This is a genomic window from Alkalispirillum mobile (assembly GCF_003664325.1).
Lineage (GTDB): Bacteria > Pseudomonadota > Gammaproteobacteria > Nitrococcales > Halorhodospiraceae > Alkalilimnicola > Alkalilimnicola mobilis.
This window is the reverse complement of sequence record NZ_RCDA01000001.1, coordinates 1,231,239-1,254,560: the sequence shown is the minus strand read 5'-3', so window position 1 is coordinate 1,254,560 and position 23,322 is coordinate 1,231,239. Positions and strand designations below refer to the sequence as shown.

The following is a 23,322-nucleotide window of genomic DNA, read 5'->3' as shown; positions in this document are numbered from 1 at the left end:
AACAGGAAGGGATCAGGAAAATGCGTCACCGTAAATCCGGACGTCAGCTGGGGCGCAACAGCGCGCACCGTAAGGCGATGTATCGCAACATGGCGGCCTCGTTGTTCAAGCACGAGGCGATCAAAACGACTCTGCCCAAGGCGAAGGAATTGCGCCGCGTTGCCGAGCCGCTCATCACTTTGGCCAAGAACGATAGCGTTGCCGCTCGGCGGAGCGCATTCGATCGGCTGCGTGATAAAGAAGTGGTCGGTAAGCTGTTCGAGGAGTTGGGTCCGCGTTACCAGGACCGCCCGGGCGGCTACCTGCGCATCCTCAAGTGCGGCTTCCGCCCCGGGGACAACGCGCCTATGGCGTTTGTCGAATTGGTGGATCGTCCCGAGCCCGTCGAGGTTGAGGACGAGGAAACCGAAGAAGAGGCCGCCGAGACCAATTGAAGGTCGGAAGCAGCCGCCGTATAAAGAAAGCCGGGCTTCATGCCCGGCTTTTTTTTGGACCAGAATTAAAGAGGCGCCATGTTTATCCTGTTTACCGATTTCGGGTATGACGGACCCTATGTCGGGCAGCTTAAAGCGGTCCTGCTGGGTGGGGCACCGGCGGTACCGGTTGTGGACCTGATGCATGACGCCCCGGTCTTTCAGCCCGAGGCGGCCGGGCAGCTTCTGGCAGCGTATGGGGGTGGGCTGCCCGCCGGCACGATCACCGTGGCGGTGGTTGATCCGGGGGTGGGTGGAGACCGGCGCATGATCGCGGCGCGCGGGGACGCGCGGTGGTGGCTCGGGCCCGATAACGGGCTGCTTGTGCCGACCTTGCGGCGGTGCGCGGACGTGGAGGTGTGGGAGTTGGAGAGGCCGGCGAGCGCAGCACCCACCTTCCATGGCCGGGATGTCTTTGCCCCGGCGGCGCTGGAGGTTCTTGAAAATGGGCGGGTTGAAGGAGAGCCGGTGCCGGCGGGTGACCTGGTCGGCTGGGACAGCCCGCCGTCGCTTTCGCGGATCCTCTATATTGACCGTTACGGTAATGCCGTGACCGGCCTGCAAGGAGAAGCGGTTATGGATCAGGCGGTGATTCGGATCGGGTACCGGGAGTTGCGTTTTGCGCAGACCTTCAGCGCGGTGGCGCCGGGAGAGGCGTTCTGGTATCGGAACTCCAGTGGTCTGGTAGAACTGGCGGTCAATCAGGGAAGGGCGGATGAATGGCCCGGAGTGGAATTAGGGGCCGAGGTGACGGTGAGCACGGCATGAGAATGGAGGTTATCGCATGAAGATCCGGATCGATATCGACGGTAAGCCGGAAGAATTGAGGTCCTTTCTCGGGCTGCCGGATCTGAACCCCGTCCACGAGGCGTTGGTGAAGCAGTTATTGGATCAGCTGGAGGAGACTCGCGACCCGCAGGCGCTGTTGCAAAAGTGGTTTGCCGGGGGAGTACAAAGTGCGGAAACCCTTCAGCGCCTGATTCTGGAGTCGTTGCATGCGCCGGCCGGCGGCCCAGGGCGGTCAGACCAGAAAACCAGGTAAGGTGCTGATTTCGAAGGGGCAAGTGGGGTGCGTTAGGTTTTGCCATGCAGTAGCCGCGCATCTGCTACAATCCGGGCTCCGATAACCAGACCCGGCCTTTGGCCGTTACGAGGCAAAGGGTCAGACATCCGAGAGTTCGAGAGGAGATCGCCCGATGAAAGCACCTGTGCGCGTCGCGGTGACCGGTGCCGCCGGTCAGATTGGTTACAGCCTTTTATTCCGTATTGCTTCCGGCGACATGCTGGGCAAGGACCAGCCGGTAATCCTGCAGCTGCTGGAAATCACCCCTGCCCTGGAGGCGCTGAAGGGGGTCGTGATGGAGCTGGAGGATTGCGCGTTCCCGCTGGTCGCCGGGATCACGACCTCCGACAAGGCCGAAGAGGCTTTCAAGGATGCCGACATCGCCCTCTTGGTCGGTGCCCGTCCGCGTGGCCCGGGCATGGAGCGCAAGGACCTGCTGGAAGCGAACGCCGCGATCTTCTCGGCTCAGGGTAAGGCGCTGAATGACGCCGCCAGCCGTGATGTGAAGGTGCTGGTGGTCGGCAACCCCGCCAACACCAACTCGCTGATTGCCCAGCGCAACGCGCCGGACCTGGATCCGCGGAACTTTACCGCCATGACCCGCCTGGACCACAACCGGGCCATTGCGCAACTGGCGAACAAAACCGGTGCCCATAACACCGAGATCAAGAACATGATTATCTGGGGCAACCACTCCGCCACTCAGTACCCGGATATCAGCAAGACCACCGTCAAGGGTGAAGCCGCGCCCGGGCTGGTGGAGCGCGACTGGTACGAGAACGACTTCATCCCCACCGTCCAGCAGCGCGGCGCCGCCATCATCAAGGCGCGTGGGGCCTCCAGCGCCGCCTCCGCGGCCGGCTCCGCCATCGACCATATCCGCGATTGGGTATTGGGCACGCCGGAAGGTGAGTGGACCAGCATGGCGGTGCCGTCCGATGGCAGCTACGGCATCGAGAAGGGCATCATTTACTCCTTCCCCTGCGTCTGCAAGAACGGTGACTACGAGATCATCCAGGATCTGGAGATCGATGAGTTCAGCCGCGAGAAGATGAAGGCCACCGAGCAGGAACTCAGCGAAGAGCGCCAGGCCGTGGAGCACCTGCTGCCCTGATCGACTGATCGAGTCAGCGTGCGACGGGCGCCCCGGTCGGGGTGGCCTGCACAAAGCGCCGGTGCCCGGATTGGGGCCGGCGCTTTTTTGTGGCTGAAAGGTTCGCGGTGTGCGGGGCGCGCGCATCGTCACGCTACGCCGAGTAGGTTAGGGTGAGGGTATAGGGGCGAGTGGCCAGCGGTGCTCGGCCCCACCGTCCGATAGGAGATGTGCAGATGGCGAAAAACAGAACATGGGGGGTGGCGGTCTGCCCCGGTGACGGCATCGGGCCGGAAGTGATGGCACCCACCGTGGCGGCCTTGCAGAAGGTGGCAGCGAAGGAGGGCCTGGAGCTGAGGCTGCAGCATTACGACTGGCCCGCCCACGCCTGGCACCGAGACCACGGGGAAATGATGCCAGCGGACTGGCGCGCACAGCTGGCCGAGCACGATGCGATCCTGCTTGGCGCGCTGGGGGACCCGGGGCCGAGCAGCGACCCCGACCGGCACCTGCTCCCCGACGGGGTCTCACTGGCACCGCTACTGGCATTGCGCAAGGGGTTTGACCTGTGGGCCTGCGAGCGCCCGGCGGTGCGCCTGCCGGGGACGCCGCAGTACCTCGCGGACCCCCGGGCAGAGGGCCTGGACATGCTGGTGATCCGCGAGAACAGCGAGGGGGAGTACGTGGCCCAGGGCGGACGCCTGGCGCCGGGCACTGCCCGCGAGGTGGCCACGCAGGTGGAGGTGTTCACGCGGCTGGGTACTGAGCGCATCATCCGCCACGCCTTCGAGCGCGCCAGCGCGCGGGCGCAGGCGCGCCAGGCGGGTGAGCGGCCGCCCCGGACATTCCCGTTGCCAGGGGGCGGCGAGGCGGCCGCACAGGTGTGTGCCATCACCAAGCGGAACGCACAGGCCCATTGGGGTGAGATGTGGACGGAGATCTTCGCCGAAGTGGCCGGGGACTACCCGCACATCGCCACCCACCACGAGTTGGTCGATGCGGCGTGCATGAAGTTCGTCACCCGACCGTGGGAATTTGACGTGGTGGTGGCCAGTAACCTGCATGGTGACATCCTCACCGACCTGGCGGCGGTGCTTTGTGGCGGCATGGGCGTGGCGCCTTCCTGCAACATCAATCCGCTGGATCGCAGCGTGCCCCCGCTGTTCGAACCGACCCACGGGAGTGCGCCGGACATCGCTGGCCAGGGGTTGGCCGGTCCGGAGGCCATGTTGCTTACCGCGGCCATGATGTTGGACTGGATGGGTGAGGAGGACCCGGCCGCAGCGCGCGCCGGTGAGCGGTTGCGCTTGGCCGTGGCCGCGGATCTGCAGGAACGAGACGGCGAGGCATCAGGCACCCGGGCAGTGGGTGACGCGGTCCTGGCGCGCCTCGACCAGCTCTGAACGGGGAGGGATTGGCCCATGCAGGTGGAGTTTTTCGGTGCGGCTCGCCAGGTGACCGGCTCCTGTTTCCTGGTTCACTGCGGCAAGAGCCGGGTGTTGGTCGATTGCGGCCTTATCCAGGGCGGGCGCAAGCAGGAGGCGCGCAACCGAGAGGCCTTCCCCTTCGATGCGAGCCAGATCGATGCGATGGTGCTTACCCACGCGCACCTGGATCACTCCGGGCGCATTCCCCAGCTGGTGGAGGCGGGGTTCAGCGGCCGTATCTACACTCAGCGCGCTACCCGCGATCTCTGCCACATCATGCTTAAGGATGCCGGCTTTCTGGCCGAGAAGGATGCCGAGATCGAGAACCGCAAGCGCCAGCGCAAGCACCTGCCGGCGGACGTGGAACCGATGTACACGGTGCAGCAGGCAGAGGCGGCGATGCGCAGCTTCCGCGCCGTGGACTACGACCAGATCATCGATATCGCCGACGGCGTGCGTCTGAGGCTGCGCGACGCCGGTCATATCCTGGGCTCGGCGATCGCCGAGTTGTGGCTGGAAGCGGGTGGCAAAAAGCGGAAACTGGTCTTCAGCGGCGACCTGGGCCACGCCGACGCGCCCATCCTGTGTGACCGCGCCCACGTGGAAGAGGCCGACCTGGTGGTCATGGAGAGCACCTATGGCGATCGTCTGCACCGGCCCTGGGATGAGACCTGGGATGAACTCGGTGAGATCATCTCCAGCGCCAAAGCGGAGCGCGGGAACATCTTGGTACCCGCCTTCGCGGTCGGTCGGACCCAGGAATTGCTTTACGTGTTGGGCCGCAATTTCGACGCCTGGGAACTGTCAGACTGGAGCATCTTTCTGGACAGTCCCATGGCCATCGAGGCCACCAAGGTGTATGCCCGCCATCGCGGGCTGTATGACGATGAGGCGCGGGAGCAGCTGCCCGACCGGAAGAACCCCTTTGAGCTGCCCAACCTGACCCTCAGCCGGACCACCGAGGACTCAATGGCGATCAACCGGATCCAGTCCGGTGCCCTCGTGATCGCCGGCAGTGGCATGTGCAACGGGGGCCGGATACGGCACCACTTCAAGCACAATCTCTGGCGCTCCTCCTGTCACGTGATCATTGTTGGCTTCCAGGCCGCGGGGACCCCGGGCCGGGCCCTGGTCGACGGGGCGCGGGAGCTCAAGCTCTGGGGCGAGACCGTGCGTGTCGGTGCCCAGATCCACACCGTCGGTGGTCTTTCTGCCCATGCAGACCAACGAGAGTTGCTGGCCTGGTATGAGGGCTTCCGCGACCACCCGCCGGTGGCGTTAGTCCACGGCGAGGAGGGGGCCATGGACGCCCTCGCGGAGGAGTTGCACCGGCGTTACAACACCAGCGTGCGCACCCCGTCGGAGGGCCAGGCCATCACCCTCTGATGGCCGCGCGAGACGTTGGTTCGCGGAGGTTTGGCGCCCGTGGAAAGCCGGGTGTAGACTGCGAGACAGGCCAACCCACACAAGCGGAAGGAGGCGACCATGAGCGCAGCCCAGGACACCGGCGGCCGGCACGGCATGCTGTCCCCATTGCTCAAGCAGTCCAGCGGGGTGGTCGCCGAACGCGGCGAGGGGGCCTACATCTTCGACAGGGATGGTACCCGGTACCTCGACTTCACCTCCGGTATCGGGGTCACCGCCACGGGTCATGCCCACCCGAAGGTGGTGGCCGCAATCCAGGCGCAGGCGGAGAAACTGCTGCACGGCCAGTACGCCATTGTCCGGCATCCGGCCATCGTCGAACTGGCGGACCGGCTCGGAGAGCGGATGCCGGGTGATATCGACTCGATTTTCTTCTCCAACGCCGGCACCGAGGCCTGCGAGGCAGCGCTGCGGTTGGCCCGTCACGCCACCGGACGGCCCAACATCATCGTATTCCACGGCGGTTTCCATGGCCGGACCATGGGGTCGCTGTCCATGACCACCTCCAGCGTGGGGCTGCGCGCCGGCCTGCAGCCTATGATGGGGGGCGTCGTGGTGGCGCCCTTCCCCAATGCCTACCGCTACGGCTGGGACGAGGAGGCCGCGGCGGAGTTCTGCCTGCGCGAACTGGACTATATCTTCGCCACCTACAGCAATCCCTGCGAGACGGCCGGGGTGTTCATCGAGCCCGTCCAGGGCGAATCCGGTTACGTGCCTGCGAACACACGGTTCATGCAGGGGCTTCGCGAACGGTGCGATGAGCACAACATGGTCATGATCATGGATGAGGTGCAGTCCGGCTACGGTCGCACGGGCCGCTTCTGGGCCCACAGTCACTTCGATGTGCAACCGGATATCGTGGTGACCGCCAAGGGGCTGGCCAGTGGCATGCCGCTGTCCGGCGTCGGTGCCCCCGCGGCGCTCATGGAAAAGGGCTGGCCCGGTTCACAGGGCGGTACCTATGGGGGCAATGCAGTGGCCTGCGCCGCCGCCCTGGCCACCCTGGACGTCATCGATGACGAGGGCCTGGTGGAGAATGCCGGGGAGCAGGGTGCCTACCTGATGCAGCGCCTGAAGGAGGTGCAGCAGGACTTCCCCGAGGTGGCAGACGTGCGGGGCATGGGGCTGATGATCGGCACCGAGATGGTCGATGAGGCCGGTAAGCCGGACGGTGATCGGGCGGCCCGCATCCTTAAGGCCATGGAGAAACGCAAGGTGCTGATGATCCGCTGTGGCGCCTTCGGCGGCCAAGTGGTGCGTTGGCTGCCACCGCTGATCGTCAGCCGCGAACAGGTGGATACCGCAGTGGATGCCTTCATCGAGGCCTTGCGGGAGACGGCCTGATCGGTACCGGTGAATCGCGACGGCCGTCGGTTACCTTGCCGGCGGCCGACTTGCGACCGGGGACTTGAACAGGTACAAGTTTAGCCAAGGGGCCGAAAAGGTTCGCAGCAAGCGCCGAGAATAAAGAATCATGGACGTATCCTCCATTAAAAGCGCCTACAAGCGTTACGCCCGCCATTACGATCGCTTCCTCGGGCCCATCTTCAATCCCGGGCGAAAGCTTGCCGTACAGATTGCCAATCCCGAGCCCGAGCAACGGATCCTCGAGGTGGGCGTAGGTACCGGTTTGTCGCTGCCCTACTACCGCCAGGATGCCCAGGTGGTCGGTATTGATATCAGCACCGATATGCTGGACATCGCCCGGCAGCGTGCCGATGACGAGGGGTTGCAGCAGGTGGAAGACTTGCTGGAAATGGACGCCGAGGACCTGCGCTTCGACGACAACACGTTTGATTGCGTGGTGGCCATGTACGTGGCTTCGGTGGTGCCCAACCCGGACCGGCTGATTGCGGAAATGCGGCGGGTCTGTCGGCCGGGTGGTGACATCCTGATTATCAACCACTTCGCCTCGCGAAACCCGGTATTGCGCGGCCTGGAACGCGGGCTTAGGCCGTTGTCCAAGCTGTTGGGCTTCCGTCCGGACATGGATCTCGACGTGCTGCCGGACACCGCGGATTTCCCCCAGCTTGAGGTGCGCCCGACGAATCTGGGGGGGTATTGGAAGCTGGTTCACTACCGTAACGGTGATCCGGACTCGGCAACCGCCGCAGCGCCCGTCGACGCCAGCGCTGAGCCGGCCCAGGCCGCCGCGCGCTGAACGCGCGCCCTCTGGCCTTGGGCCGACGGGTGGGGTACAATCCCGCCCTTCTGGCAGTGCCGACGTAGCTCAGTAGGTAGAGCAACTGATTCGTAATCAGTAGGTCGGGGGTTCGACTCCCTCCGTCGGCACCATCTTTCAAGGGGTTATGAGAGCCCTCCACACCCCTTGAAGCCCCATGACGCGTCTGCAGTACCGCTTGATCCCCTCGCTTCCCCGCGTCGAATCATCCGAATATCGCCTCTGCCCTTGCCGGCACATCACCTCCAGCACGTCCCTTTTGAGGGGCTCGGCAGCATCGAGCCTTGGCTCGCCTTGGCGGGGTATAAGGTTTCTACTACCCGGTTCTTCGAGACCGCGGAACTTCCAGACACGGAGGATATCGACCTGCTGGGCTTCCTCACCGGAGGACGCGCTGGGCGTTAGGCCCATGGCACCGGGCGGCGATATGATGCATCGTCTTATGTGACTGGGTTGGTGTCGGGGGCTAACAGCATGGCGGAAGCCTATCTCATTGGACAGATTCGGGTGCGCGACTCGGCCAAATGGGCGGAGTACGTTGCGGCCGTTGGCGATACGCTGACGCCCTGGGGTGCGGAGGTTGTGTTCCGGGGCCGCAAGGCCAACAGCTTTTCCGGTGATACGCCGTTCCAGACGGTGGTCGTGATCCGCTTTCCCACGCTGCAGGCCGTGGACGACTGGCACGCCTCGGCGGCCTACCAAGCGCTGATCCCGCTGCGCGACGAGGCGGCCGAGGTCGTATTGCAGGCGTGGGAGAACTGATCGACGGCAGGCGCTAGGATGTCCGCCGCCGAAGACCTGTCGCGAACAGACCGATCAGGCCTGCAACCAGAAGTGCCAGGCTGTTAGGAACGGGAACGGCCACAGGATCGTCCTCGGAGAAGTCCCAGAAACTCGTGGTCATGCCCCATTCAGGACTCGGTGCGCCCGGGTCGTCCTCGCTCCTGGTGCGACCCCGCCACATCCCCTCGGTGCTCTCTTCGTGGGCCGTTGAAACGAAGGTGGCCCAGTCGCCCTCATGGGTGATCTCGCCATCAGCACGGATATCGATCAGCAGGTTGCCGTCGTCAGGGTCGTAGTAGAAGCTGTCGCCACTGATGCTAAACGGGTGGTCGGAGCTCCCATCCAGCGTCAGGTGCGTAAAGTAGTGTTCGGTCTCGCCAAAATTGTCTTCCAGTGGAAGGTTGGTTTCAGCGGGATCAGCGTCGGTCACCGAGAAACGGATATCGAAAGAACCACTGACTAGGTTGCCTACCCCCGGTGCTGACCAGAACCCGAAAGAATCTATGGTCATTGCCCCAGAGAAGAGGTCACCGCCGTAAATCAACTGAGTCTGATGCGCCAAATCGCAGCCGAAGGGGATGCAATTCCGTCCATCGAGCGACTCTCCGACATCGATCCGGGCCGCAGAGGTCGTACCGGACAGAAAGGCGCCCGGTACTGATAGGGCGATTGCCACCACGATGGGTGTTGTCCAGTTCCTGGTCGGATACATCCCGGCACCTCATGTTTTCGACTGACACGTGCGTTTATAAGCGCAAATGACGTGCCATCCGAATCCCCCGCTGCGTGAAAGGCGCTCATAACGGCCTTCTTGGCAGCATCCACATGCGTGACGACCAGCGTAGAAAAACGGAACGGAGGTGTGTGTAAAGTCTGCTTTACGCGAATCGGATCGGTGCCATCCTAGCGCGCCTGAGTGCGTAAAAACTTCCGACGCATAAGATAATGAGGGCGTCGTGCCGGCAGCTAACAGAGCGCCCCTGGCACGCAAAAGCGACGACACGCTCAGCGTGGTGTTGATGAACCGCTCGGTCATCGACGACTCGCGGTGCGTTAGCTCCTTCAGGGAAGCGCCCGGTGGCCCTGAGCCCAAATTCGGGCCCGTTCCGGGAGCTCTTCCATCACGTCGCGCCGTTCCTGGTCGCTCATGTCACGCCAGCGACCGATCTCATCCAGGCTACGGTGGCAACCGATACACCGTCCGTCCTCGACTTTGCAGATCTTCTTGCAGGGGGAGTCCATCATTCGATTGTCTCAAGTTTTTCAGCCCGCGGGAATTCTGTAAGGGGCTGTTGGGTCGCCCGATTGCTACCGGCGTTGGCATGGGCATGGTCAGCGGTTGCCCGGTCTCCGATACCAGAACCAACTCAACCGCCGAAACCGCCCAGCCCAAGGGAACACCACGAAGACCAGCACCACGAGCGCATGCTGCCAGGTGGCGTACCAGTCCAGCTTACGGCCGGAGGTGACCACCGGGTCGGTGTCCAGGATGCCGAAGGTCAGGCCCTGGCGGCGGGCGCGTTGTCGGAGTTGCCGCGAGTGCCCGATCTCCTCGCCTGCATAAACATGCTCCGGAAACCCGCCGAGCGACCGGTGCCAATCCGCCCGTACGAAAAAGAAACAACCGGCCGCCAGAGAAAACCGGCGCGATAATGCGTTCCAGAAGGACAGCCCCAGCGCCGGGAAGCGGGGGAGGGGGCGATCCATGGCAACGGGCACACCGCCGCCGATCCATCGGTCCGCGAGTGCGTCCCGCACGGCGAGCAGGTGCTCAGATGTGACCCGGGTGTCGGCATCGAGGAACAGCAGCCAGGGGCTCCGGGCCAGTTCAGCGCCCCGGTTTCGCACCCGGGCAATGCGTCGCTCGGGCTCGCGCACTACCCGTGCCCCGGCCTCTTGGGCGATCGCTGCGGTATCGTCATCGGAGCCGTTATCCACCACGATGATCTCCACGCCAAGGTCAGATGCGGTGATGGCATGCCGCAGTGCATCGAGCGTGGCCGGCAGTTGGTCGGCCTCGTTCCAGGCCGGGATGATCACGGAAAGACTGGGCGGCGCCATCCTGAAGTCCGGTGGAGTTTATTGGCTGAACGAGCCGACAAGCATACGGCCTGAATCCACGGGTTGCAGCCACAGGAGCGTGGTAACTTAAGCGCTCTGGCCAAGCGCGTTTGCGGAGGATCGCCATGGGTCGTCTCATGATGGTGGCATGTTTCGTGGCCGGGCTGTTGGCATCGGCCCCTGCCCACGCCGATGGGGTGGATCGCGACGCGCTTTTTGACCACGATTTGCGAGAGCTCCACTCGGACCGGGTGTTAAGTCTGCGAGAGGTCCTGCAAGGGGCGCCGTTGCTGTTGGTGAACACGGCAAGCCGTTGTGGGTTTACCGGCCAATTCGAGGGGCTGGAGGCGCTCCACCGCGAGTTCGGTGACCAGGGCTTGAAGGTGGCCGGATTCCCGTCCAACGACTTCCGCCAGGAACTGGAGGATGAGGCCGTGGTGGCCGAGGTCTGCCGGGTCAATTTCGGCGTGACCTTCACCATGTTCTCACCGATATCCGTTCGGGGCGACGACGCCCACCCGCTGTTCAGGGAGCTGGCGCGCCAGAGCGAACAGCCTGCCTGGAATTTTCACAAGTACGTGCTCGACCGAGACGGCAACGTGGTCGCCAGTTTCCCCAGCCGGGTGGCCCCGGACGATCCGAGGCTGCGCGCGGCCATTCGATCCGTTCTCTGACGACCGGCTTCCCAAGTCACCAGCCTGCCCGGGCCATCCTTTTCCCTGGGTGCGGGCCTAACCGGCGCACCCCTACCCGTAAGCCCTGGGGCGCATGTCTGCTCCCCCCTATGCAGCGTCGTGTAAAAAATGATGACAGACGAGTCCTGGGCAAAGCCAATAGCTATCAGCTCCATGTCACAGTTTTTTACATGCGTAATGGTGCACGGGTGAAGTCCCGCGGAAAAGCCCATAAGAAATAACAGGATCCAGTATTGGCCTAAGTTTTGCTTTGCCATGGGAAGGTAATCCTATTGGACGGCCCACTTGACCAGGGCCGCTGACGTCATCGAGAGGTAATAGCAATGAAAACCAGGGCCTTGGGCGTATCAGTGGCACTGAGTGGGGTTTTGGCCTGTTCCGTCGCCAATGCATCGCTGATCAACTTGCCGGATGTGGACGAGACCTTCGACGGCATTCCGCTGGCGCTCCAATACAACGACTTCTACTCCTACTCCGGGTCGCTGCTTCGGCAGTGGGACTACATCACTCAAGCTCAGTACACCGGACAGGGCACGGGCACACTGGACCTGATCATAGGCACGGGGGCCGGGGGTGCGAACAACCAGGGGGTCGGACCGGATGGCGATTTTAACTTTGAGAACCCCATGCCCTTTCCCGGTGGGGGAACGTCCGAGTTCACGGGCCAGTGGGGTGTGGGTACCCAGGCCAATGGGCCGGTGTTGGTCGACAACCTGCTGGCCTACCTGAATGCGATCAATCCGAGCTCGACTATCCCCGTGTTTCTGTTTGACCACAATCAGACGGGGGGCCAGCCGGACCTGTTTGTACAGGCCGAGGTATACATTCAGGACCCGACGACCGGGGAGCGGGTTGCTCGCTGGTTCTTTGACGACGGGGCGGGCAATCCGGTGTTGGCCCCTGGCGAAGTGGAACTGGTGGGGGATTCCGGTACGGAGTACGTTGCCAATCACAACCTGGGCAGCGGTCGTCTGGACTATATCGTCTTCGCGCCTACCATGGACCTCAGTCAATATGCCGGTCTTGATTATCTGTTTGGGATTGACTTCTTCATGGACGACCTGAACAACGGCTTCGAGGAGTTGTTCCTCAGCGGGCGTTTCGTGGTCAACGACAACGGGAACGGGCAGGTGCCGGTACCCGCTTCAGGGTGGTTGTTCGGGCTCGGGCTGCTCGCCCTGGGGCTCGTGCACCGGCGGCGCACACCCGACCCGGTGTGATCATCTGCGTTCCGGATTGAAACAAGCCAGATTGAAACAAGGAAGGCCCTGACTCAGAGCACCGAGCCAGGGCCTTTTGTACAGTCGTGCGGGAGGGCCCTGCGCCCTTCAGCAGTCGCCGATGCGCTCCCCGACAATCTCCATGTTCATGCGCATGTCACCCATCGGGGTCTCGAAGTCGCCGGTCATCTTGCCCTCCATGCGATCCCCCATCAGCTGCATGTTCATGTCCATCTCCATGGTGCCGCCCTGAGGGTCGGCGCAGCTCAGCCGGTAGCTCACCTCATCGCTGCTGATGGATTCATCCACGACCTCACAGCCATCCTCGTCGTGGAGTTGGATGCCCGCGTCCAAGTCGTCTTCGGTAATGCACTCCTGCGTGGTCTCGGTGTGGTCCGGCATGTCCATCTCGCCTTCCATCACCGTGGTGTTGGTGTATTCCCACAGCCCCGGCTCCACGTTGGGACGGTCGGCCCAGGCCATGGCGGGCAGGGCGAGCAGGGCAGCGGCGGGCAATGCATAGCGCATCATGAGTGCATCTCCTTTGGCGTATCGTTGGCTGAGTCGTTTTCTGATGATGGCCGTTCATGGCCGGGCTGCTGTAGTAACAACCCTCTGGCTCTAGGGTAGCTGCTTCTGCCCCTGCTTTCAGGGGCTCAGTCGGCCACGATGGCCTCTATGCCCCGGGAGAGCCGCGCGCGGCTCAGCTCCCCGAGGTGGCTGTCGACCACGCGCCCCTCTGCATCAATGAACAGGGTGGTCGGCAGGGCACCGGAGCCGTAGTGTCCAGAGAGCCCGGAGCGGGGGTCGAGCAGGATGTGCTCCAGCGGCGCGTCCAGCTCGTTCAGAAAGGCCTGAATGGTGGCCGGGTCCTCGCCCTGGTTGACCAACAGGATGGTGACATCATCCCGTTCCTGCTGGACGTCGCTGAGTACCGGCATTTCCCGGCGGCAGGGCGGACACCAACTGGCCCAGAGGTTGATCACCACGGGTTCACCTCGCCAGTCCCCAAGCGGCCGGACATCGCCGGCCAGGGTCTGTACGTGGGCATCGGGCAGGGTCGGGGGCTCTGGGCTGAGGGTGTGTATGGCCGCGATGCCGACGCCCCAGGTGGCGAGGCCGCCCGCCAGGGCACCCGTCAACGCCCAGCGCTGCAGCGGGCGCCGCCAGGCGAGCAGCGCCCCCAGTGCCAGCATGGCGGCGATTGCGGCCAGCGGTGCGAAGCCGCCGTCGGTGACGTTGATGATGCTCATGGGGGCGGCCAGGTAGTCGTCCCGGTACTGCAGGACAAACCCCAGCCGCCCCGCCAGCAGGCCGGTCAGCCCGGTCAGCAACAAGGGGCCGTCGGCATTGCCGCCCTGGCGGCGACCAATCAACCAGCTCAGGAGCAGGGCCACCACCAGGGCGGCGAGCAGAGGCAGGCGATCCAGCGGCAGGGCCAGCGGGCCCAGGTTGAGTGACATCATCTCGGTAGCAGCGTCCATAGCTTTACGATTGCGGTGTCGGCAGGCCCGCACCGGGCGTACCTTAACAGAGTGGTCCACGACCAGACGGTTCCACGGACGGGTATTCAGGAGGGTTGATGAGCGGGGAAGGACAGGAATCGACGCGCCACCGGGTGTTCTTCGCACTCTGGCCCGAACCTGCGCTGCGCTGCGCGTTGCATCGGCTGGCGTTGGAACTGCGCGGCGGGCGCGCAGTCCCGAAGGGGCATCTGCACCTGACTTTGGCATTCGCCGGTCTGGTCACCCCGGAGCAGTTGACCTGTCTCAAGGCGCAAGCGGACGAGGTGCGTGTGCCAACTTTCCGGCTGCAGTTGCAGCGACTCGCCGGGTTCCGCCGGGCCGGCGTGGCGCACGTGGGTCCGGAGGTGCAGGCGATCCCGGAGGCGCTGATGGAACTGGCCCGGCAGCTGAATCAGGTCCTGGCCGAATGCGGGGTGGCCGCGGAGCGGCGCCAATTTCGCCCTCACGTGACGTTGCGGCGCAAGACGCACCCCCCGAGGGCGCGGGCGGTGGCGCTGCCGGAGTGGAGGGTGCAGCGGTTTGTGCTGGTGGAGTCCGGAGATGCCGGCCGCCCGGGGGCCTATCGATTGCTCGGGGAATGGCCGCTGCGGGACGAATCGGGTGAGGGTGGGGCCGGTGACTGAGCAGGCTACGGACTGCTATGCTTTCATGGTTTGACCAGCTGACCATTGGCAGTCGTGCCCGGTCGGTTGATTCACCGTGTTAGTCACTCAGGCCGCAATACAAAGCGAGGAGAGATCAATGCCTGCAGATGTATATCGCTTGAAAGTCAGCCTGCCCCTGGAGCAGGCCCGCAAGATCATTGCCGGTGCCCTGGCGAAGGGCCGGGACCTGGGGCTGCAACCGCTGACGGTGGTGGCGCTGGATGCCGGCGGCCATCTGGTCGCGGCGGAGCGTGAGGATGGCTCCGGCAACGTGCGTTTTGAAGTGGCCCGCGGCAAGGCCGGGGCGGCGCTCGGTATCGGGATCAGCAGCGGCACCGTTGGTGCTCGCAACCAGGGGCGTGATGCCTTCCTGGCCGCCGTGGCCACGGCCTCGGGTGGCCAGGCCGTGCCGGTGCCCGGTGGTGTGCTGGTGCTTGACGATCAGGACCAGATCATCGGTGCGGTGGGTGTCAGCGGTGATGCCTCTCCGGAGGACGAGAAGGCGGCCGTGGCCGGCATCGAAGCGGCTGGCCTGAAGGCGGGGATCGACCCGGCGGCCTGATCCGTCGGTGCCCTGGGTTCTCCGGCCCGGCGCCGTCGCGGCGTCGGGCTAGAACCCCTCGAAGTGGTCCAGGGTCATGCGGAAGGTGGTGCCATCGGACTCCACGTGCTCCACCCGCACCGGCAGGTAGTGCAGCTCCGGCGCTGACCAGACCCGGGTTTCCCGGCTGCTGCCTTCGCGCAACCGCACGTACTTGATGGCTTCGTAGGTGCCCACCGGGGTTTCCACGGTCTCCTCCCCGGTCAGGCGGAAAGTGTACTCGTCGATATCGCCGTCATCGGCCACGCGGTAGCTCAGGTCGCCGGAGCGGCCCCGCGCCAGGTCCTGCATTAGCGCCAGCGTGGTGACCACGCGGTCCTTGATGCCGTCGGACAGGTCTATTTCCCAGTCACTGTCCGCATCCCGGGCGATACCCGCATCCCAGTCGAAGAGCAGGGTCTCCTGTTCGTCCCGACGGCCCGTGCGCTCGTACTCGTAGCGCTCCGGCCGGAAGCCGTTTTCCCCCACCCAGCCTTCACTGACTTCCCGGGTCTCGTCCCGGTAGGCCATGCGGACGATCCCCCGCGGCGTTGTGGTGACCTCGTAGCGGTAACGGTCCGCCTCCGGGCGTTCGAAGCGGAACCAGCCCTCGCCGATGGTGAAGGCGCCCATGTGCACCCGGTACTGCGCGGCAAAGGGAGGGAGGTCGGTGGCCGCCGCGTCCTGTTCACCGGGAAGCGCGGTGTGCCACGGGGCGAAGAGTGCCGCCAGGGTGATGGTCAACAGGATTCGGCGCACGGGCATCGGTCCCTCCTCGGCAAACAAGGGGCGCGCAGCAGCGCCCCTACAGGGTTTCGGTTCGGGTCTCGGCGGTGATCCGCGGTGTCTGCTCCAGTGGCTGGCCGTCCATCCAGGTGCGGCCGTCGCGCATGCAGACGCGGCCCTCGGCCAGCCAGCGCACCGCCAGCGGGTAGATGCGGTGCTCCTGCACCTGTACCCGCTTGGCCAGGGTCTCCGGGGTATCCTCGGGTTGGACGGGCACCTCCGCCTGCACGATCAGCGGTCCAGCATCCAGTTCGGGGATCACGAAGTGCACGCTGCAGCCGTGAACTTGGACACCTGATTCGAGCGCGCGTTCATGGGTATGCAGCCCGCGGAAGTCGGGCAGGAGAGAGGGGTGGATGTTGATCAGCCGGCCCTCGTAGTGGGCCACGAAGGCATCGGAGAGGATGCGCATGAAGCCGGCCAGCACCAGCAGGCCGGGGGCATAGCCGTCGATCAGCTCGGCCAGCGCGCGGTCGTACCCGGCGCGGTCCTCGAAATCGCGATGCGACAGCACCCGTGCCGGGATGCCCGCCTTCCGGGCGCGCTCCAGGCCGAAGGCATCGGCCTTGTTGCTGATCACCGCCTTGATCTCAATGGGCAACTCGCCGCTGGCCTGGCCGTCGATAAAGGTCTGCAGGTTACTGCCGCTCCCGGAGATCAGTACCACGACCGGCAGCGGCTGACGTCCATCGCCACCGCTCATGCCTGTGCCACCCGCACCCGCGGCGCGTCAGCGTCCGCAGTGACGATCTCGCCGATGCGCCAGGCCTGTTCCCCGGTCTGCAGCAGGCGTTGCACGGCAGCATCCGCCTCCGCGGCCGGCACCACCAACACCATGCCCACCCCGCAGTTGAAGGTACGGAGCATCTCGTCCTCGGCGACCCCGCCGGTCTGTTGCAGCCAGCGGAATACCGCCGGCCAGTCCCAGGGCTGCAGTTGCGCGCCCAGGCCCTCGGGCAGCACGCGGGGCAGGTTCTCGGGCAGGCCGCCCCCGGTGATGTGGGCCATGGCGTGCACCGGTAGGTTGCGCACCAGGTCCAGTACCGGTTTGGCGTAGATGCGCGTGGGGGCCATCAGCAGATCGGCCACCGGCTGGCCGTCCACCTCGGTGGCGGCCCCGTCGGGGGCGCGCTCGAGCACCTTGCGGATCAGCGAGTAGCCATTGGAGTGGGGGCCGGAGGCGCCCAGGGCGATCAGCGCATCGCCGGCCGCCACGCGGCTGCCGTCGATGATCTCGTCTTTCTCCACCACGCCCACGCAGAAACCGGCCAGGTCGTAGTGCCCCTCGGCGTACATGCCGGGCATCTCGGCGGTCTCGCCACCGATCAGCGCCGCGCCGGCCTGGTGGCACCCCTCGGCGATGCCGCGGATGACCGCGGCCGCCACCTCCACGTCCAATTGCCCGGTGGCGTAGTAGTCGAGGAAGTAGAGCGGCTCGGCCCCGGTGACCAGCACGTCGTTGGCGCACATGGCCACCAGGTCGATGCCGATGCCGTCGTGGCGGCCGGTCTCGATGGCCAGCTTGAGCTTGGTGCCCACGCCGTCGGTGCCGGAGACCAGCACCGGGCGGCGGTAGCGGTCCACCGGCACCTCGAACAGCCCGCCGAAGCCGCCCAGCCCGCCCAACACGCCGGGCCGCATGGTACGCTTGACGTCGTCGCGGATGCGATCGACCAGTTCGTTGCCGGCGTCGATGTCCACGCCGGCAGCCTTATAGGTGAGGCCTTCCTGATCCGGACCCACTTGCAACTCCCCCGGGGCTAGATAGTCAAATGAACCCGATATGGTAGCGATCCGGTGGGCCGAAATATAGCCCGGCGCCTCCGACAGCCTGGAGACAATACCTTATGCGACTGGTGTACCTGACCCCGCTGTTGCTGATTGCGCTGATGGCGTTGCCCGCCGGCGCCGCGCCCTTCTACACCGTGGAGGTCTCCGCCGAGACCCGCAGTGACGAGGACCGCGGGCTGGCGCTGAAGGCGGCACTCGCCCGCCAGCTGCAGCGCATGACCGGTACCGCCGACCCCGCGGAGGCGGAGGCGCTGGCCGACCTGATGCTGGCCCCGGAGCAGTTGTTGGCCGGGTATGCCTGGCGTGGCGAGGCGGGCGAGGACCTGCGGTTGCAGGCGCGCTTTGACCCGGAGGCCCTCCAGGCGGCCCTGGCCGATTACACCGGCGAGGTGTGGCTGGGTGAGGGGGCCCGGGTGATCGTCTGGGCCGGTGAGGAGGTGGACGGCAGCCGCAACCTGATGGCCGAGGGCAGCGGGGACACGCTGGCCGAGCGGGTCCGTGCCGAGGCGGCCGCGGTGGGGCTGACGCCCCTGCTGCCCCTGTTGGACCTGGAGGACCGGCGCAACCTGGAGTACAGCCACATCTGGGCCGGCTTCACCGACCGCATCGCCGAGGCCAGCCAGCGCTACGGCGCTCAGCCGGTCGTCACCCTGGCCCTGCGGGAGCGCAGCGGCGGGGACTGGGAAGGGCGGTGGCTGCTGCTGGACGGCCGGTCCACGGGCCAGGATCGCGGCCAGGCCGATAGCCGTGAGGAACTGGTGCAGCAGGCCATGCAGTGGGCGGTGACCACCCTGGCCCAGGCGCGCGGCGTCGTGCTGGCGGGCGAGGCGCAGGCCAGTCTCGATATCCGCGTGGCCATCGACAGCCTCTCGGCCTATGCCGCCGTGCTGGAGTACCTGCAGGGGCTGCCCGAAGTGCGCGAGGCGCGGCTGGCGGGCACCCGCGGCGATGCGTTGGCCCTGGAGCTTGACCTGGCCGTGTCGCCCGAGCGTGCGCTCTCGGCCCTGGAAGGGTCCCGCAGCCTGGAGCCGCAGGCCGAGGGCGAGACGGGAGAGGAGGCGCCGCCGCGCTTCCGCTGGCGGCGTTAGCGATACCCCCGCGGGCGGGGGCGGCGGCTACCAGGTCCAGTTCACGTTCAGCAGCAGCGCGCTGTCGTAGGCTTTCCGGTCCTCGGCGGGCTGGTTGTCGTAGTCGTACTGGTACTGGATGCTCCCGGCCAGGTCGCCGATGACCGGAAAGCGCAGCCCCGTGCGGCTGCTCCACACCCAGTCCTTGGGCTCATCCAGCACCACCAGGCCCTCCTGGCGGTGGAACAGCGTGACGCCGCTTTCCAACTCCTGCTGGTAGTCCATGGCCCAGCGCCAGGCCGGCTCACGCTGCGTGTCCTGCACGTACCGCGTCTCGTGGATGTAGGACAGGCCGGTTTCGGCGGAGAGCTGCACCCGCTCGGTGTCCAGCAGCTGGACGCCGGGGCCGAAGCCGACGGTGCGGCGCAGGCGGATATCCCGGAACTCGTCCCGCAGCAGACTCGCGCTGCTGTTCAAGTACAGGCGGCGGGTCAGGAAGTAGTCATGGCGCAAGGAGCCGCGCAGGTTGTAGACACTCAACTCCCCGTCATCTCTGGCCCGGTTACCCTCGGCACTGGCCAGCACCCGGTTGCGCGGCGAGCGGCTGCGGTGATCCAGCGCCAACTGGCCCGATTCGGTGCGGGTATTGCCCCGGGTCACGCTCAGCCCGGCCGAGATGCGCCCCTCATGGTTCCAGTCGTCGTTCTCCTGGGCATCGGGCGGGCTGGGTGCGCCGGGCAGTGACTGGGCAGCCGTCCACGGCACGAACAGGGCGGCGAGGAGTACCGGGGCGAGTTTCTGGGAGGGTCTGGGGTGCCGCATAAGGATCTGGAACGGGCCTTGCCTGGAGCGTGAATGAGCTGACCGGCTCTTGACACCCCACGGGTCTAGGGGTGCAATGCGGGCCTCCTCCGGAACAGGCGCGACATGGTAACAGACTCCGAGAACAAGCCGACCCCGCCTGCGCAACAGATGGCGCTGGACATCCGCTGGACCGATATCGCCAGCCTGGACTCCTTCGTCGTCGGCGCCAATCAGCAGGCACTGGATGCCGTGAGGCGGGCCGCCATGGGCTTTGGCGAACGGTTGCTCTTCCTTTACGGCAATGGCCCCGTGGGCAAGAGCCACCTGTTGCAGGCGGCTTGCCGGGATGCCGGTGAGCGGGGGTTCAAGGCGGCCTACCTGCCGCTGCGCGAGTTCCAGGGAATGCCGCCGGCCTCGGTGCTGGCGGGCATGGAAAGCATGGAACTGCTGGCGCTGGATGACCTGCAGGTGCTCGCCGGTGAGCCGGACTGGGAGGAGAACTTCTTCTACCTGTTCAACCGCACCCGGGCCAGTGGCGGGCACATGCTGCTGAGCGCGGACTGCCGACCCGCCGACCTGTCGTTGATCCTGCCCGATCTCGCCTCCCGCCTGCAGTGGGGGCTCACCCTGCGCCTGGAGCCGCTGGACGACGAAGGCAAGCTGCAGGGCCTGCAGGCGCGTGCCGCCGCGCGTGGGCTGGAGTTGCCGGAGGACACGGGCCGGTTTCTGCTCTCCCGCTTTCCGCGGGACCTGGGCGGGCTCTTCGAACTGCTGGACCGGCTGGACGGTGCCTCGCTGGCCGCGCAGCGCCGGCTGACCATCCCCTTTGTGCGCCAGGTGCTGGGCGCCGGCGAGGGGTAATCAGCCGCTGTCCTTCTCGCTGTCCGGCACGGCGACCTGTTTCTCCCCGCGTCGGCGCCGGCCGTGCGCCTTGCTGCCGGTAGCTCGGATGTACAGGATGGCCGTTGTGAAATAGACCACCACCAGCGCCACCTCCGCCAGTCCGAGCCAGCGATTGATCCCCGGTGTGGCGGCACTGGCCGCCCCGTGGACGAAGTAGACCAGGATCAGCATGGTGCTCCAGGCCATGGTGTAGCGCCGGGCATGGAGTAGCCCCCGCAGCGGCAGCAACAGGGGCCCGACCAGCGCGATGACCGCCACGGAGATCAAGGCCTCCGGCGGTGGCGACAACCAGATCAGCCAGGCCAGCAGCAGCACCAGCAGGCTCAGGTAGCTGACAACGGCGAGCCGGTGCAGGGTGCGCGGCGATTTCAGCATCAGTTACCCTCCAGCCGGGCCGCTGCCCGGGCCACCCGGCGACCCAGCGCCCGGCAAAGTTCCTGCTCGTCCTCGCTCAGGGGCTGCCGCCCCTCGCCGCCGGCGTGGTGGCTGGCCCCGTAAGGCGTGCCGCCGGTGCGGGTCCGGGCCAGGGCCGGCTCCGAGTAGGGCAGGCCCACCAGGTACATCCCGTGGTGCAGCAGCGGGAGCATCATGCTCAGCAGGGTGCTCTCCTGGCCGCCGTGCAGGCTCGAGGTGGCGGTAAACACGGCGGCCGGTTTGTCACTCAACGCGCCGTTCAGCCACAGGCTGCTGGTGCCGTCCAGGAAGTACTTCAGGGGGGCTGCCATGTTCCCGAAGCGGGTGGGGCTGCCCAGGATCAGCCCGGCGCACTCGCTGAGGTCATCCAGGGTGGCGTAGGGTGGGCCGCTGTCCGGCACCTCGTCGGCGGTGGCTTCGCAGACCGTCGATACCGGGGGTACCGTGCGCACCCGGGCGCGGGAATCCGGCCCGCTCTCCTCGACACCCAGTGCGATCTGCTCGGCCATGTCGGCCGTTGCACCATGTCGGCTATAGTAGAGGATCAGGATATCAGGCATCGTGATGCATCCGCGTGGGGCTGCCGGCCGCTCTGGGGCTGCACCGGCCAGCGGGGTTGAAGGCCCGGCCGATTGTAGCGCACGCCGGGGCGGCTTACAGGCCCGCAACAGCTCAGGAGGCAACTTGGCAGACCCGGTCCGGGCAATTCAGCAACGCTGCCTGGCGGCCAGCGAACGCCTGCAGGGCATCGACTGGCTGCGCGTCAGCGTGGACTTCCTGCGCTACGTGGCAGAGCGTTTCCGGCGGGATGCCTGCCTGCAGAACGCTGCCACGCTCTCCTACACCACGCTGCTGGCGCTGGTGCCGCTGCTCACCATTGGCTTCTCCATGTTTGCCGCGTTTCCGGTGTTCTCCGGTCTGACCGGGCAGCTGCAGGATCTGCTTTTCCAGAACCTGGTGCCGGCCTCCACCGAAGTGGTGCAGCAGCACCTGCAGAGCTTCGTGGACCGGGCTGCCGGGCTTACCGTGGTTGGCCTGATCGCCTTGGTCGTTTCGGCGCTGCTGATGATGGCAGCCATCGACCGGGCCATGAATGATATCTGGCGGGTGCAGCAGCGGCGGCGGCCACTGCAGGGCTTCATGGTCTACTGGACGGTGCTGACCCTGGCGCCGATTCTCATGGGGGCCAGCCTCGGGGTCAGCTCCTACGTGGTATCCATGGCCAGTTTTGGTGATATCGATGCGCTCAGTGGTGTGCGCGGTGGCCTGCTTGCGGCCATGCCGTTCGTCGCCGAAACGCTGGCCTTTACCTTCCTTTACGCGGCGGTGCCAAACCACCGGGTACCCGTCCGCCACGCCCTGCTCGGCGGGGTGCTGGCGGCGGTGCTGTTCGAGATCGCCAAGGGCGGGTTCGGCTGGTACGTGCGTAACATTCCCACCTACGAGGCGATCTACGGGGCGCTGGCGGCGTTGCCGATCTTCCTCATCTGGATCTACCTCAGCTGGATCGTGGTGCTGGTCGGGGCGGAGTTTACCCAGGCACTGGGCAGCTATTCGCTGGCGCGGCATCGCGCGGCCGGCACCGGCCGGGATGCCTTCCGTCTGGCGGTGCACGTGCTCGGCCACCTCTGGAACGCGCAGCGTGATGGGCGCGGGCTGAGCACCCGCGCGCTGGCCCGCCTGGAGCCGGAGGCGGGCGAAATGGGGGTGCTGGAGGTGTTGCGCCCGCTACGCCGGGCCCGGGCCATTCAGCTCAACGGTGATGGCGACTGGATACTGGCCAGGGATCCCTCCCACTACACTCTGCTGGATCTCTACCGCAGCGAGACGTTCCCATTGCCCAGCGTCGCCGCTTTGCGCAAGGATGGAGACGATTGGGACCAGCGGCTGGCCGACACTCTGGAACAGGCCGACACCGGCCTGGCGGAGGGCCTGGCAGAGTCGCTGGATGACATATTCACCACACGGCCCCAGATCCGGTCGGTGGTCCGTCAGGCCAACAGCCCGAGTGAGGAGCAATGAACGAGAGCAGACGTTTCTTTGTGTCCGGTACTGTGCAGGGAGTCTTCTTCCGCTCCAGCACCAAGCGCCATGCCGAGCAGTTGGGGCTTAGCGGCTACGCTCGCAACCTGGTGGACGGGCGGGTGGAGGTGCTCGCCCATGGGCCAACGGATGCCCTGGATGAACTCGCCGCCTGGCTGGAAGAGGGCCCGCCCAACGCCCAGGTCACCGGGGTGGAGGCCGCGCCCGACACGGAGCAGCCGACGGAAGGGTTTCGCACCCTCTGAGCCGTATTGCCCGAGTAGGGTAATCGGGCAATTTCCCCTATCTGTGCTAAACAGAAGAAAGAGAAAAAAGAAAGGGTTTTGGGGGTCGTGGGGCCCA

The 23,322-nt window shown here is 65.7% G+C and carries 28 protein-coding genes and 1 tRNA gene; 18 read left to right on the top strand and 11 right to left on the bottom strand.

Annotated elements, in window-relative coordinates; translation table 11 throughout:
* Window positions 1–20: 20 nt before the first annotated feature.
* The 10 genes from rplQ to DFR31_RS05805 all read left to right on the top strand — a co-directional run bounded on the left by rplQ (window position 21) and on the right by DFR31_RS05805 (window position 8,425).
* Window positions 21–434: a 50S ribosomal protein L17 gene (gene rplQ, locus DFR31_RS05855; RefSeq protein ID WP_121441680.1), complete on the top strand. Its 414-nt coding sequence runs from the start codon at window positions 21–23 to the stop codon at window positions 432–434.
* A gap of 78 nt (window positions 435–512) precedes the next feature.
* Window positions 513–1,241, top strand: coding sequence for an SAM hydrolase/SAM-dependent halogenase family protein (locus DFR31_RS05850; protein ID WP_121441679.1), 729 nt, complete (start codon window positions 513–515; stop codon window positions 1,239–1,241).
* Between the two features lie 16 nt (window positions 1,242–1,257).
* On the top strand, window positions 1,258–1,515 hold the full coding sequence (locus DFR31_RS05845) for a DUF6489 family protein (protein WP_121441678.1): 258 nt from the start codon (window positions 1,258–1,260) through the stop codon (window positions 1,513–1,515).
* A 154-nt stretch (window positions 1,516–1,669) separates the two neighbouring features.
* Window positions 1,670–2,650, top strand: coding sequence for a malate dehydrogenase (locus DFR31_RS05840; protein WP_121441677.1), 981 nt, complete (start codon window positions 1,670–1,672; stop codon window positions 2,648–2,650).
* Window positions 2,651–2,865: 215 nt separating this feature from the next.
* On the top strand, window positions 2,866–4,032 hold the full coding sequence (locus DFR31_RS05835) for an isocitrate/isopropylmalate dehydrogenase family protein (protein WP_121441676.1): 1,167 nt from the start codon (window positions 2,866–2,868) through the stop codon (window positions 4,030–4,032).
* An 18-nt stretch (window positions 4,033–4,050) separates the two neighbouring features.
* A complete protein-coding gene (locus tag DFR31_RS05830; protein WP_121441675.1) occupies window positions 4,051–5,442 on the top strand; it encodes an MBL fold metallo-hydrolase RNA specificity domain-containing protein in 1,392 nt (463 codons plus the stop codon).
* Window positions 5,443–5,541: 99 nt separating this feature from the next.
* Entirely contained in the window at window positions 5,542–6,825 is a 1,284-nt protein-coding gene (locus DFR31_RS05825) for an aspartate aminotransferase family protein (RefSeq protein ID WP_121441674.1), read from the top strand.
* 130 nt (window positions 6,826–6,955) lie between these two features.
* The gene (locus DFR31_RS05820; RefSeq protein WP_121441673.1) at window positions 6,956–7,642 is read left to right on the top strand and encodes a class I SAM-dependent methyltransferase; all 687 of its coding nucleotides are present in this window, start codon (window positions 6,956–6,958) and stop codon (window positions 7,640–7,642) included.
* 58 nt (window positions 7,643–7,700) lie between these two features.
* A tRNA-Thr gene (locus DFR31_RS05815) sits at window positions 7,701–7,776 on the top strand.
* 361 nt (window positions 7,777–8,137) lie between these two features.
* Window positions 8,138–8,425 carry a DUF1330 domain-containing protein gene (locus DFR31_RS05805; protein ID WP_121441671.1) on the top strand — a complete coding sequence of 96 codons (288 nt, stop codon included), beginning with the start codon at window positions 8,138–8,140 and terminating at the stop codon, window positions 8,423–8,425.
* Between the two features lie 13 nt (window positions 8,426–8,438).
* On the opposite strand, the gene DFR31_RS05800 is transcribed toward DFR31_RS05805, so the two are convergent.
* The 3 genes from DFR31_RS05800 to DFR31_RS05790 form a co-directional block, all read right to left on the bottom strand.
* Window positions 8,439–9,158 carry a hypothetical protein gene (locus tag DFR31_RS05800; protein ID WP_121441670.1) on the bottom strand — a complete coding sequence of 240 codons (720 nt, stop codon included), beginning with the start codon at window positions 9,156–9,158 and terminating at the stop codon, window positions 8,439–8,441.
* 350 nt (window positions 9,159–9,508) lie between these two features.
* Window positions 9,509–9,691, bottom strand: a complete 183-nt coding sequence (locus DFR31_RS05795) for a DUF1289 domain-containing protein (protein WP_121441669.1) — start codon at window positions 9,689–9,691, stop codon at window positions 9,509–9,511.
* Window positions 9,692–9,778: 87 nt separating this feature from the next.
* Complete coding sequence (locus DFR31_RS05790; protein WP_121441668.1) at window positions 9,779–10,507, bottom strand: glycosyltransferase; 729 nt, start codon at window positions 10,505–10,507, stop codon at window positions 9,779–9,781.
* A gap of 125 nt (window positions 10,508–10,632) precedes the next feature.
* On the opposite strand from DFR31_RS05790, the gene DFR31_RS05785 reads away from it, so the two are divergent.
* A complete protein-coding gene (locus DFR31_RS05785) occupies window positions 10,633–11,181 on the top strand; it encodes a glutathione peroxidase (protein WP_121441667.1) in 549 nt (182 codons plus the stop codon).
* A gap of 344 nt (window positions 11,182–11,525) precedes the next feature.
* Complete coding sequence (locus DFR31_RS05780) at window positions 11,526–12,422, top strand: VPLPA-CTERM sorting domain-containing protein (RefSeq protein ID WP_121441666.1); 897 nt, start codon at window positions 11,526–11,528, stop codon at window positions 12,420–12,422.
* Window positions 12,423–12,530: 108 nt separating this feature from the next.
* On the opposite strand, the gene DFR31_RS05775 is transcribed toward DFR31_RS05780, so the two are convergent.
* Both DFR31_RS05775 and DFR31_RS05770 read right to left on the bottom strand, forming a co-directional pair.
* Window positions 12,531–12,953: a DUF3617 domain-containing protein gene (locus DFR31_RS05775; RefSeq protein WP_121441665.1), complete on the bottom strand. Its 423-nt coding sequence runs from the start codon at window positions 12,951–12,953 to the stop codon at window positions 12,531–12,533.
* Window positions 12,954–13,078: 125 nt separating this feature from the next.
* Entirely contained in the window at window positions 13,079–13,906 is an 828-nt protein-coding gene (locus DFR31_RS05770) for a TlpA family protein disulfide reductase (protein WP_121441664.1), read from the bottom strand.
* Between the two features lie 98 nt (window positions 13,907–14,004).
* Here DFR31_RS05770 and thpR point away from each other — a divergent pair, with 98 nt between their 5' ends.
* A complete protein-coding gene (thpR, locus tag DFR31_RS05765; protein ID WP_121441663.1) occupies window positions 14,005–14,571 on the top strand; it encodes an RNA 2',3'-cyclic phosphodiesterase in 567 nt (188 codons plus the stop codon).
* Window positions 14,572–14,689: 118 nt separating this feature from the next.
* Complete coding sequence (locus tag DFR31_RS05760; RefSeq protein ID WP_121441662.1) at window positions 14,690–15,154, top strand: GlcG/HbpS family heme-binding protein; 465 nt, start codon at window positions 14,690–14,692, stop codon at window positions 15,152–15,154.
* 48 nt (window positions 15,155–15,202) lie between these two features.
* Here the strand turns inward: DFR31_RS05760 and DFR31_RS05755 are convergent, their stop codons facing one another.
* The 3 genes from DFR31_RS05755 to purM are packed head-to-tail and all read right to left on the bottom strand — an operon-like array spanning window position 15,203 to window position 17,701.
* Window positions 15,203–15,937 carry a DUF3108 domain-containing protein gene (locus DFR31_RS05755; RefSeq protein WP_121441661.1) on the bottom strand — a complete coding sequence of 245 codons (735 nt, stop codon included), beginning with the start codon at window positions 15,935–15,937 and terminating at the stop codon, window positions 15,203–15,205.
* Window positions 15,938–15,977: 40 nt separating this feature from the next.
* Window positions 15,978–16,661 carry a phosphoribosylglycinamide formyltransferase gene (gene purN / locus DFR31_RS05750; RefSeq protein WP_121441660.1) on the bottom strand — a complete coding sequence of 228 codons (684 nt, stop codon included), beginning with the start codon at window positions 16,659–16,661 and terminating at the stop codon, window positions 15,978–15,980.
* Window positions 16,658–17,701, bottom strand: coding sequence for a phosphoribosylformylglycinamidine cyclo-ligase (purM, locus tag DFR31_RS05745; protein WP_121441659.1), 1,044 nt, complete (start codon window positions 17,699–17,701; stop codon window positions 16,658–16,660). Before purM ends, purN begins: the two co-directional genes overlap by 4 nt.
* A gap of 104 nt (window positions 17,702–17,805) precedes the next feature.
* Between purM and DFR31_RS05740 the strand changes: the two genes are divergently transcribed.
* Complete coding sequence (locus DFR31_RS05740) at window positions 17,806–18,837, top strand: DUF2066 domain-containing protein (protein WP_121441658.1); 1,032 nt, start codon at window positions 17,806–17,808, stop codon at window positions 18,835–18,837.
* 27 nt (window positions 18,838–18,864) lie between these two features.
* On the opposite strand, the gene DFR31_RS05735 is transcribed toward DFR31_RS05740, so the two are convergent.
* Window positions 18,865–19,638 (bottom strand): DUF481 domain-containing protein, encoded by a 774-nt coding sequence (locus DFR31_RS05735; RefSeq protein ID WP_121441657.1) that lies wholly within the window; start codon window positions 19,636–19,638, stop codon window positions 18,865–18,867.
* Window positions 19,639–19,743: 105 nt separating this feature from the next.
* Here DFR31_RS05735 and hda point away from each other — a divergent pair, with 105 nt between their 5' ends.
* The gene (hda, locus tag DFR31_RS05730) at window positions 19,744–20,481 is read left to right on the top strand and encodes a DnaA regulatory inactivator Hda (protein ID WP_121441656.1); all 738 of its coding nucleotides are present in this window, start codon (window positions 19,744–19,746) and stop codon (window positions 20,479–20,481) included.
* Here the strand turns inward: hda and DFR31_RS05725 are convergent, their stop codons facing one another.
* Window positions 20,482–20,898: a DUF2069 domain-containing protein gene (locus DFR31_RS05725; RefSeq protein ID WP_121441655.1), complete on the bottom strand. Its 417-nt coding sequence runs from the start codon at window positions 20,896–20,898 to the stop codon at window positions 20,482–20,484.
* The gene (gene wrbA / locus DFR31_RS05720; RefSeq protein ID WP_121441654.1) at window positions 20,898–21,497 is read right to left on the bottom strand and encodes an NAD(P)H:quinone oxidoreductase; all 600 of its coding nucleotides are present in this window, start codon (window positions 21,495–21,497) and stop codon (window positions 20,898–20,900) included. The genes DFR31_RS05725 and wrbA overlap by 1 nt, the downstream gene beginning before the upstream one ends.
* A 124-nt stretch (window positions 21,498–21,621) precedes the next feature.
* On the opposite strand from wrbA, the gene DFR31_RS05715 reads away from it, so the two are divergent.
* Both DFR31_RS05715 and DFR31_RS05710 read left to right on the top strand, forming a co-directional pair.
* A complete protein-coding gene (locus DFR31_RS05715; RefSeq protein WP_170153610.1) occupies window positions 21,622–22,959 on the top strand; it encodes a virulence factor BrkB family protein in 1,338 nt (445 codons plus the stop codon).
* Window positions 22,956–23,225 carry an acylphosphatase gene (locus DFR31_RS05710; RefSeq protein WP_121441652.1) on the top strand — a complete coding sequence of 90 codons (270 nt, stop codon included), beginning with the start codon at window positions 22,956–22,958 and terminating at the stop codon, window positions 23,223–23,225. The genes DFR31_RS05715 and DFR31_RS05710 overlap by 4 nt, the downstream gene beginning before the upstream one ends.
* The last annotated feature ends 97 nt before the right edge of the window (window positions 23,226–23,322 follow it).

Excerpts from the sequence above, each read along its gene's own strand:
- rplQ (WP_121441680.1), top strand. The coding sequence starts at position 21 with ATGCGTCACCGTAAATCCGGACGTCAGCTGGGGCGCAACAGCGCGCAC.
- DFR31_RS05850 (WP_121441679.1), top strand. The coding sequence starts at position 513 with ATGTTTATCCTGTTTACCGATTTCGGGTATGACGGACCCTATGTCGGG.
- DFR31_RS05845 (WP_121441678.1), top strand. The coding sequence starts at position 1,258 with ATGAAGATCCGGATCGATATCGACGGTAAGCCGGAAGAATTGAGGTCC.
- DFR31_RS05840 (WP_121441677.1), top strand. The coding sequence starts at position 1,670 with ATGAAAGCACCTGTGCGCGTCGCGGTGACCGGTGCCGCCGGTCAGATT.
- DFR31_RS05835 (WP_121441676.1), top strand. The coding sequence starts at position 2,866 with ATGGCGAAAAACAGAACATGGGGGGTGGCGGTCTGCCCCGGTGACGGC.
- DFR31_RS05830 (WP_121441675.1), top strand. The coding sequence starts at position 4,051 with ATGCAGGTGGAGTTTTTCGGTGCGGCTCGCCAGGTGACCGGCTCCTGT.
- DFR31_RS05825 (WP_121441674.1), top strand. The coding sequence starts at position 5,542 with ATGAGCGCAGCCCAGGACACCGGCGGCCGGCACGGCATGCTGTCCCCA.
- DFR31_RS05820 (WP_121441673.1), top strand. The coding sequence starts at position 6,956 with ATGGACGTATCCTCCATTAAAAGCGCCTACAAGCGTTACGCCCGCCAT.
- DFR31_RS05805 (WP_121441671.1), top strand. The coding sequence starts at position 8,138 with ATGGCGGAAGCCTATCTCATTGGACAGATTCGGGTGCGCGACTCGGCC.
- DFR31_RS05800 (WP_121441670.1), bottom strand. The coding sequence starts at position 9,158 with ATGTATCCGACCAGGAACTGGACAACACCCATCGTGGTGGCAATCGCC.
- DFR31_RS05795 (WP_121441669.1), bottom strand. The coding sequence starts at position 9,691 with ATGATGGACTCCCCCTGCAAGAAGATCTGCAAAGTCGAGGACGGACGG.
- DFR31_RS05790 (WP_121441668.1), bottom strand. The coding sequence starts at position 10,507 with ATGGCGCCGCCCAGTCTTTCCGTGATCATCCCGGCCTGGAACGAGGCC.
- DFR31_RS05785 (WP_121441667.1), top strand. The coding sequence starts at position 10,633 with ATGGGTCGTCTCATGATGGTGGCATGTTTCGTGGCCGGGCTGTTGGCA.
- DFR31_RS05780 (WP_121441666.1), top strand. The coding sequence starts at position 11,526 with ATGAAAACCAGGGCCTTGGGCGTATCAGTGGCACTGAGTGGGGTTTTG.
- DFR31_RS05775 (WP_121441665.1), bottom strand. The coding sequence starts at position 12,953 with ATGATGCGCTATGCATTGCCCGCCGCTGCCCTGCTCGCCCTGCCCGCC.
- DFR31_RS05770 (WP_121441664.1), bottom strand. The coding sequence starts at position 13,906 with ATGGACGCTGCTACCGAGATGATGTCACTCAACCTGGGCCCGCTGGCC.
- thpR (WP_121441663.1), top strand. The coding sequence starts at position 14,005 with ATGAGCGGGGAAGGACAGGAATCGACGCGCCACCGGGTGTTCTTCGCA.
- DFR31_RS05760 (WP_121441662.1), top strand. The coding sequence starts at position 14,690 with ATGCCTGCAGATGTATATCGCTTGAAAGTCAGCCTGCCCCTGGAGCAG.
- DFR31_RS05755 (WP_121441661.1), bottom strand. The coding sequence starts at position 15,937 with ATGCCCGTGCGCCGAATCCTGTTGACCATCACCCTGGCGGCACTCTTC.
- purN (WP_121441660.1), bottom strand. The coding sequence starts at position 16,661 with ATGAGCGGTGGCGATGGACGTCAGCCGCTGCCGGTCGTGGTACTGATC.
- DFR31_RS05740 (WP_121441658.1), top strand. The coding sequence starts at position 17,806 with ATGCGACTGGTGTACCTGACCCCGCTGTTGCTGATTGCGCTGATGGCG.
- DFR31_RS05735 (WP_121441657.1), bottom strand. The coding sequence starts at position 19,638 with ATGCGGCACCCCAGACCCTCCCAGAAACTCGCCCCGGTACTCCTCGCC.
- hda (WP_121441656.1), top strand. The coding sequence starts at position 19,744 with ATGGTAACAGACTCCGAGAACAAGCCGACCCCGCCTGCGCAACAGATG.
- DFR31_RS05725 (WP_121441655.1), bottom strand. The coding sequence starts at position 20,898 with ATGCTGAAATCGCCGCGCACCCTGCACCGGCTCGCCGTTGTCAGCTAC.
- wrbA (WP_121441654.1), bottom strand. The coding sequence starts at position 21,497 with ATGCCTGATATCCTGATCCTCTACTATAGCCGACATGGTGCAACGGCC.
- DFR31_RS05710 (WP_121441652.1), top strand. The coding sequence starts at position 22,956 with ATGAACGAGAGCAGACGTTTCTTTGTGTCCGGTACTGTGCAGGGAGTC.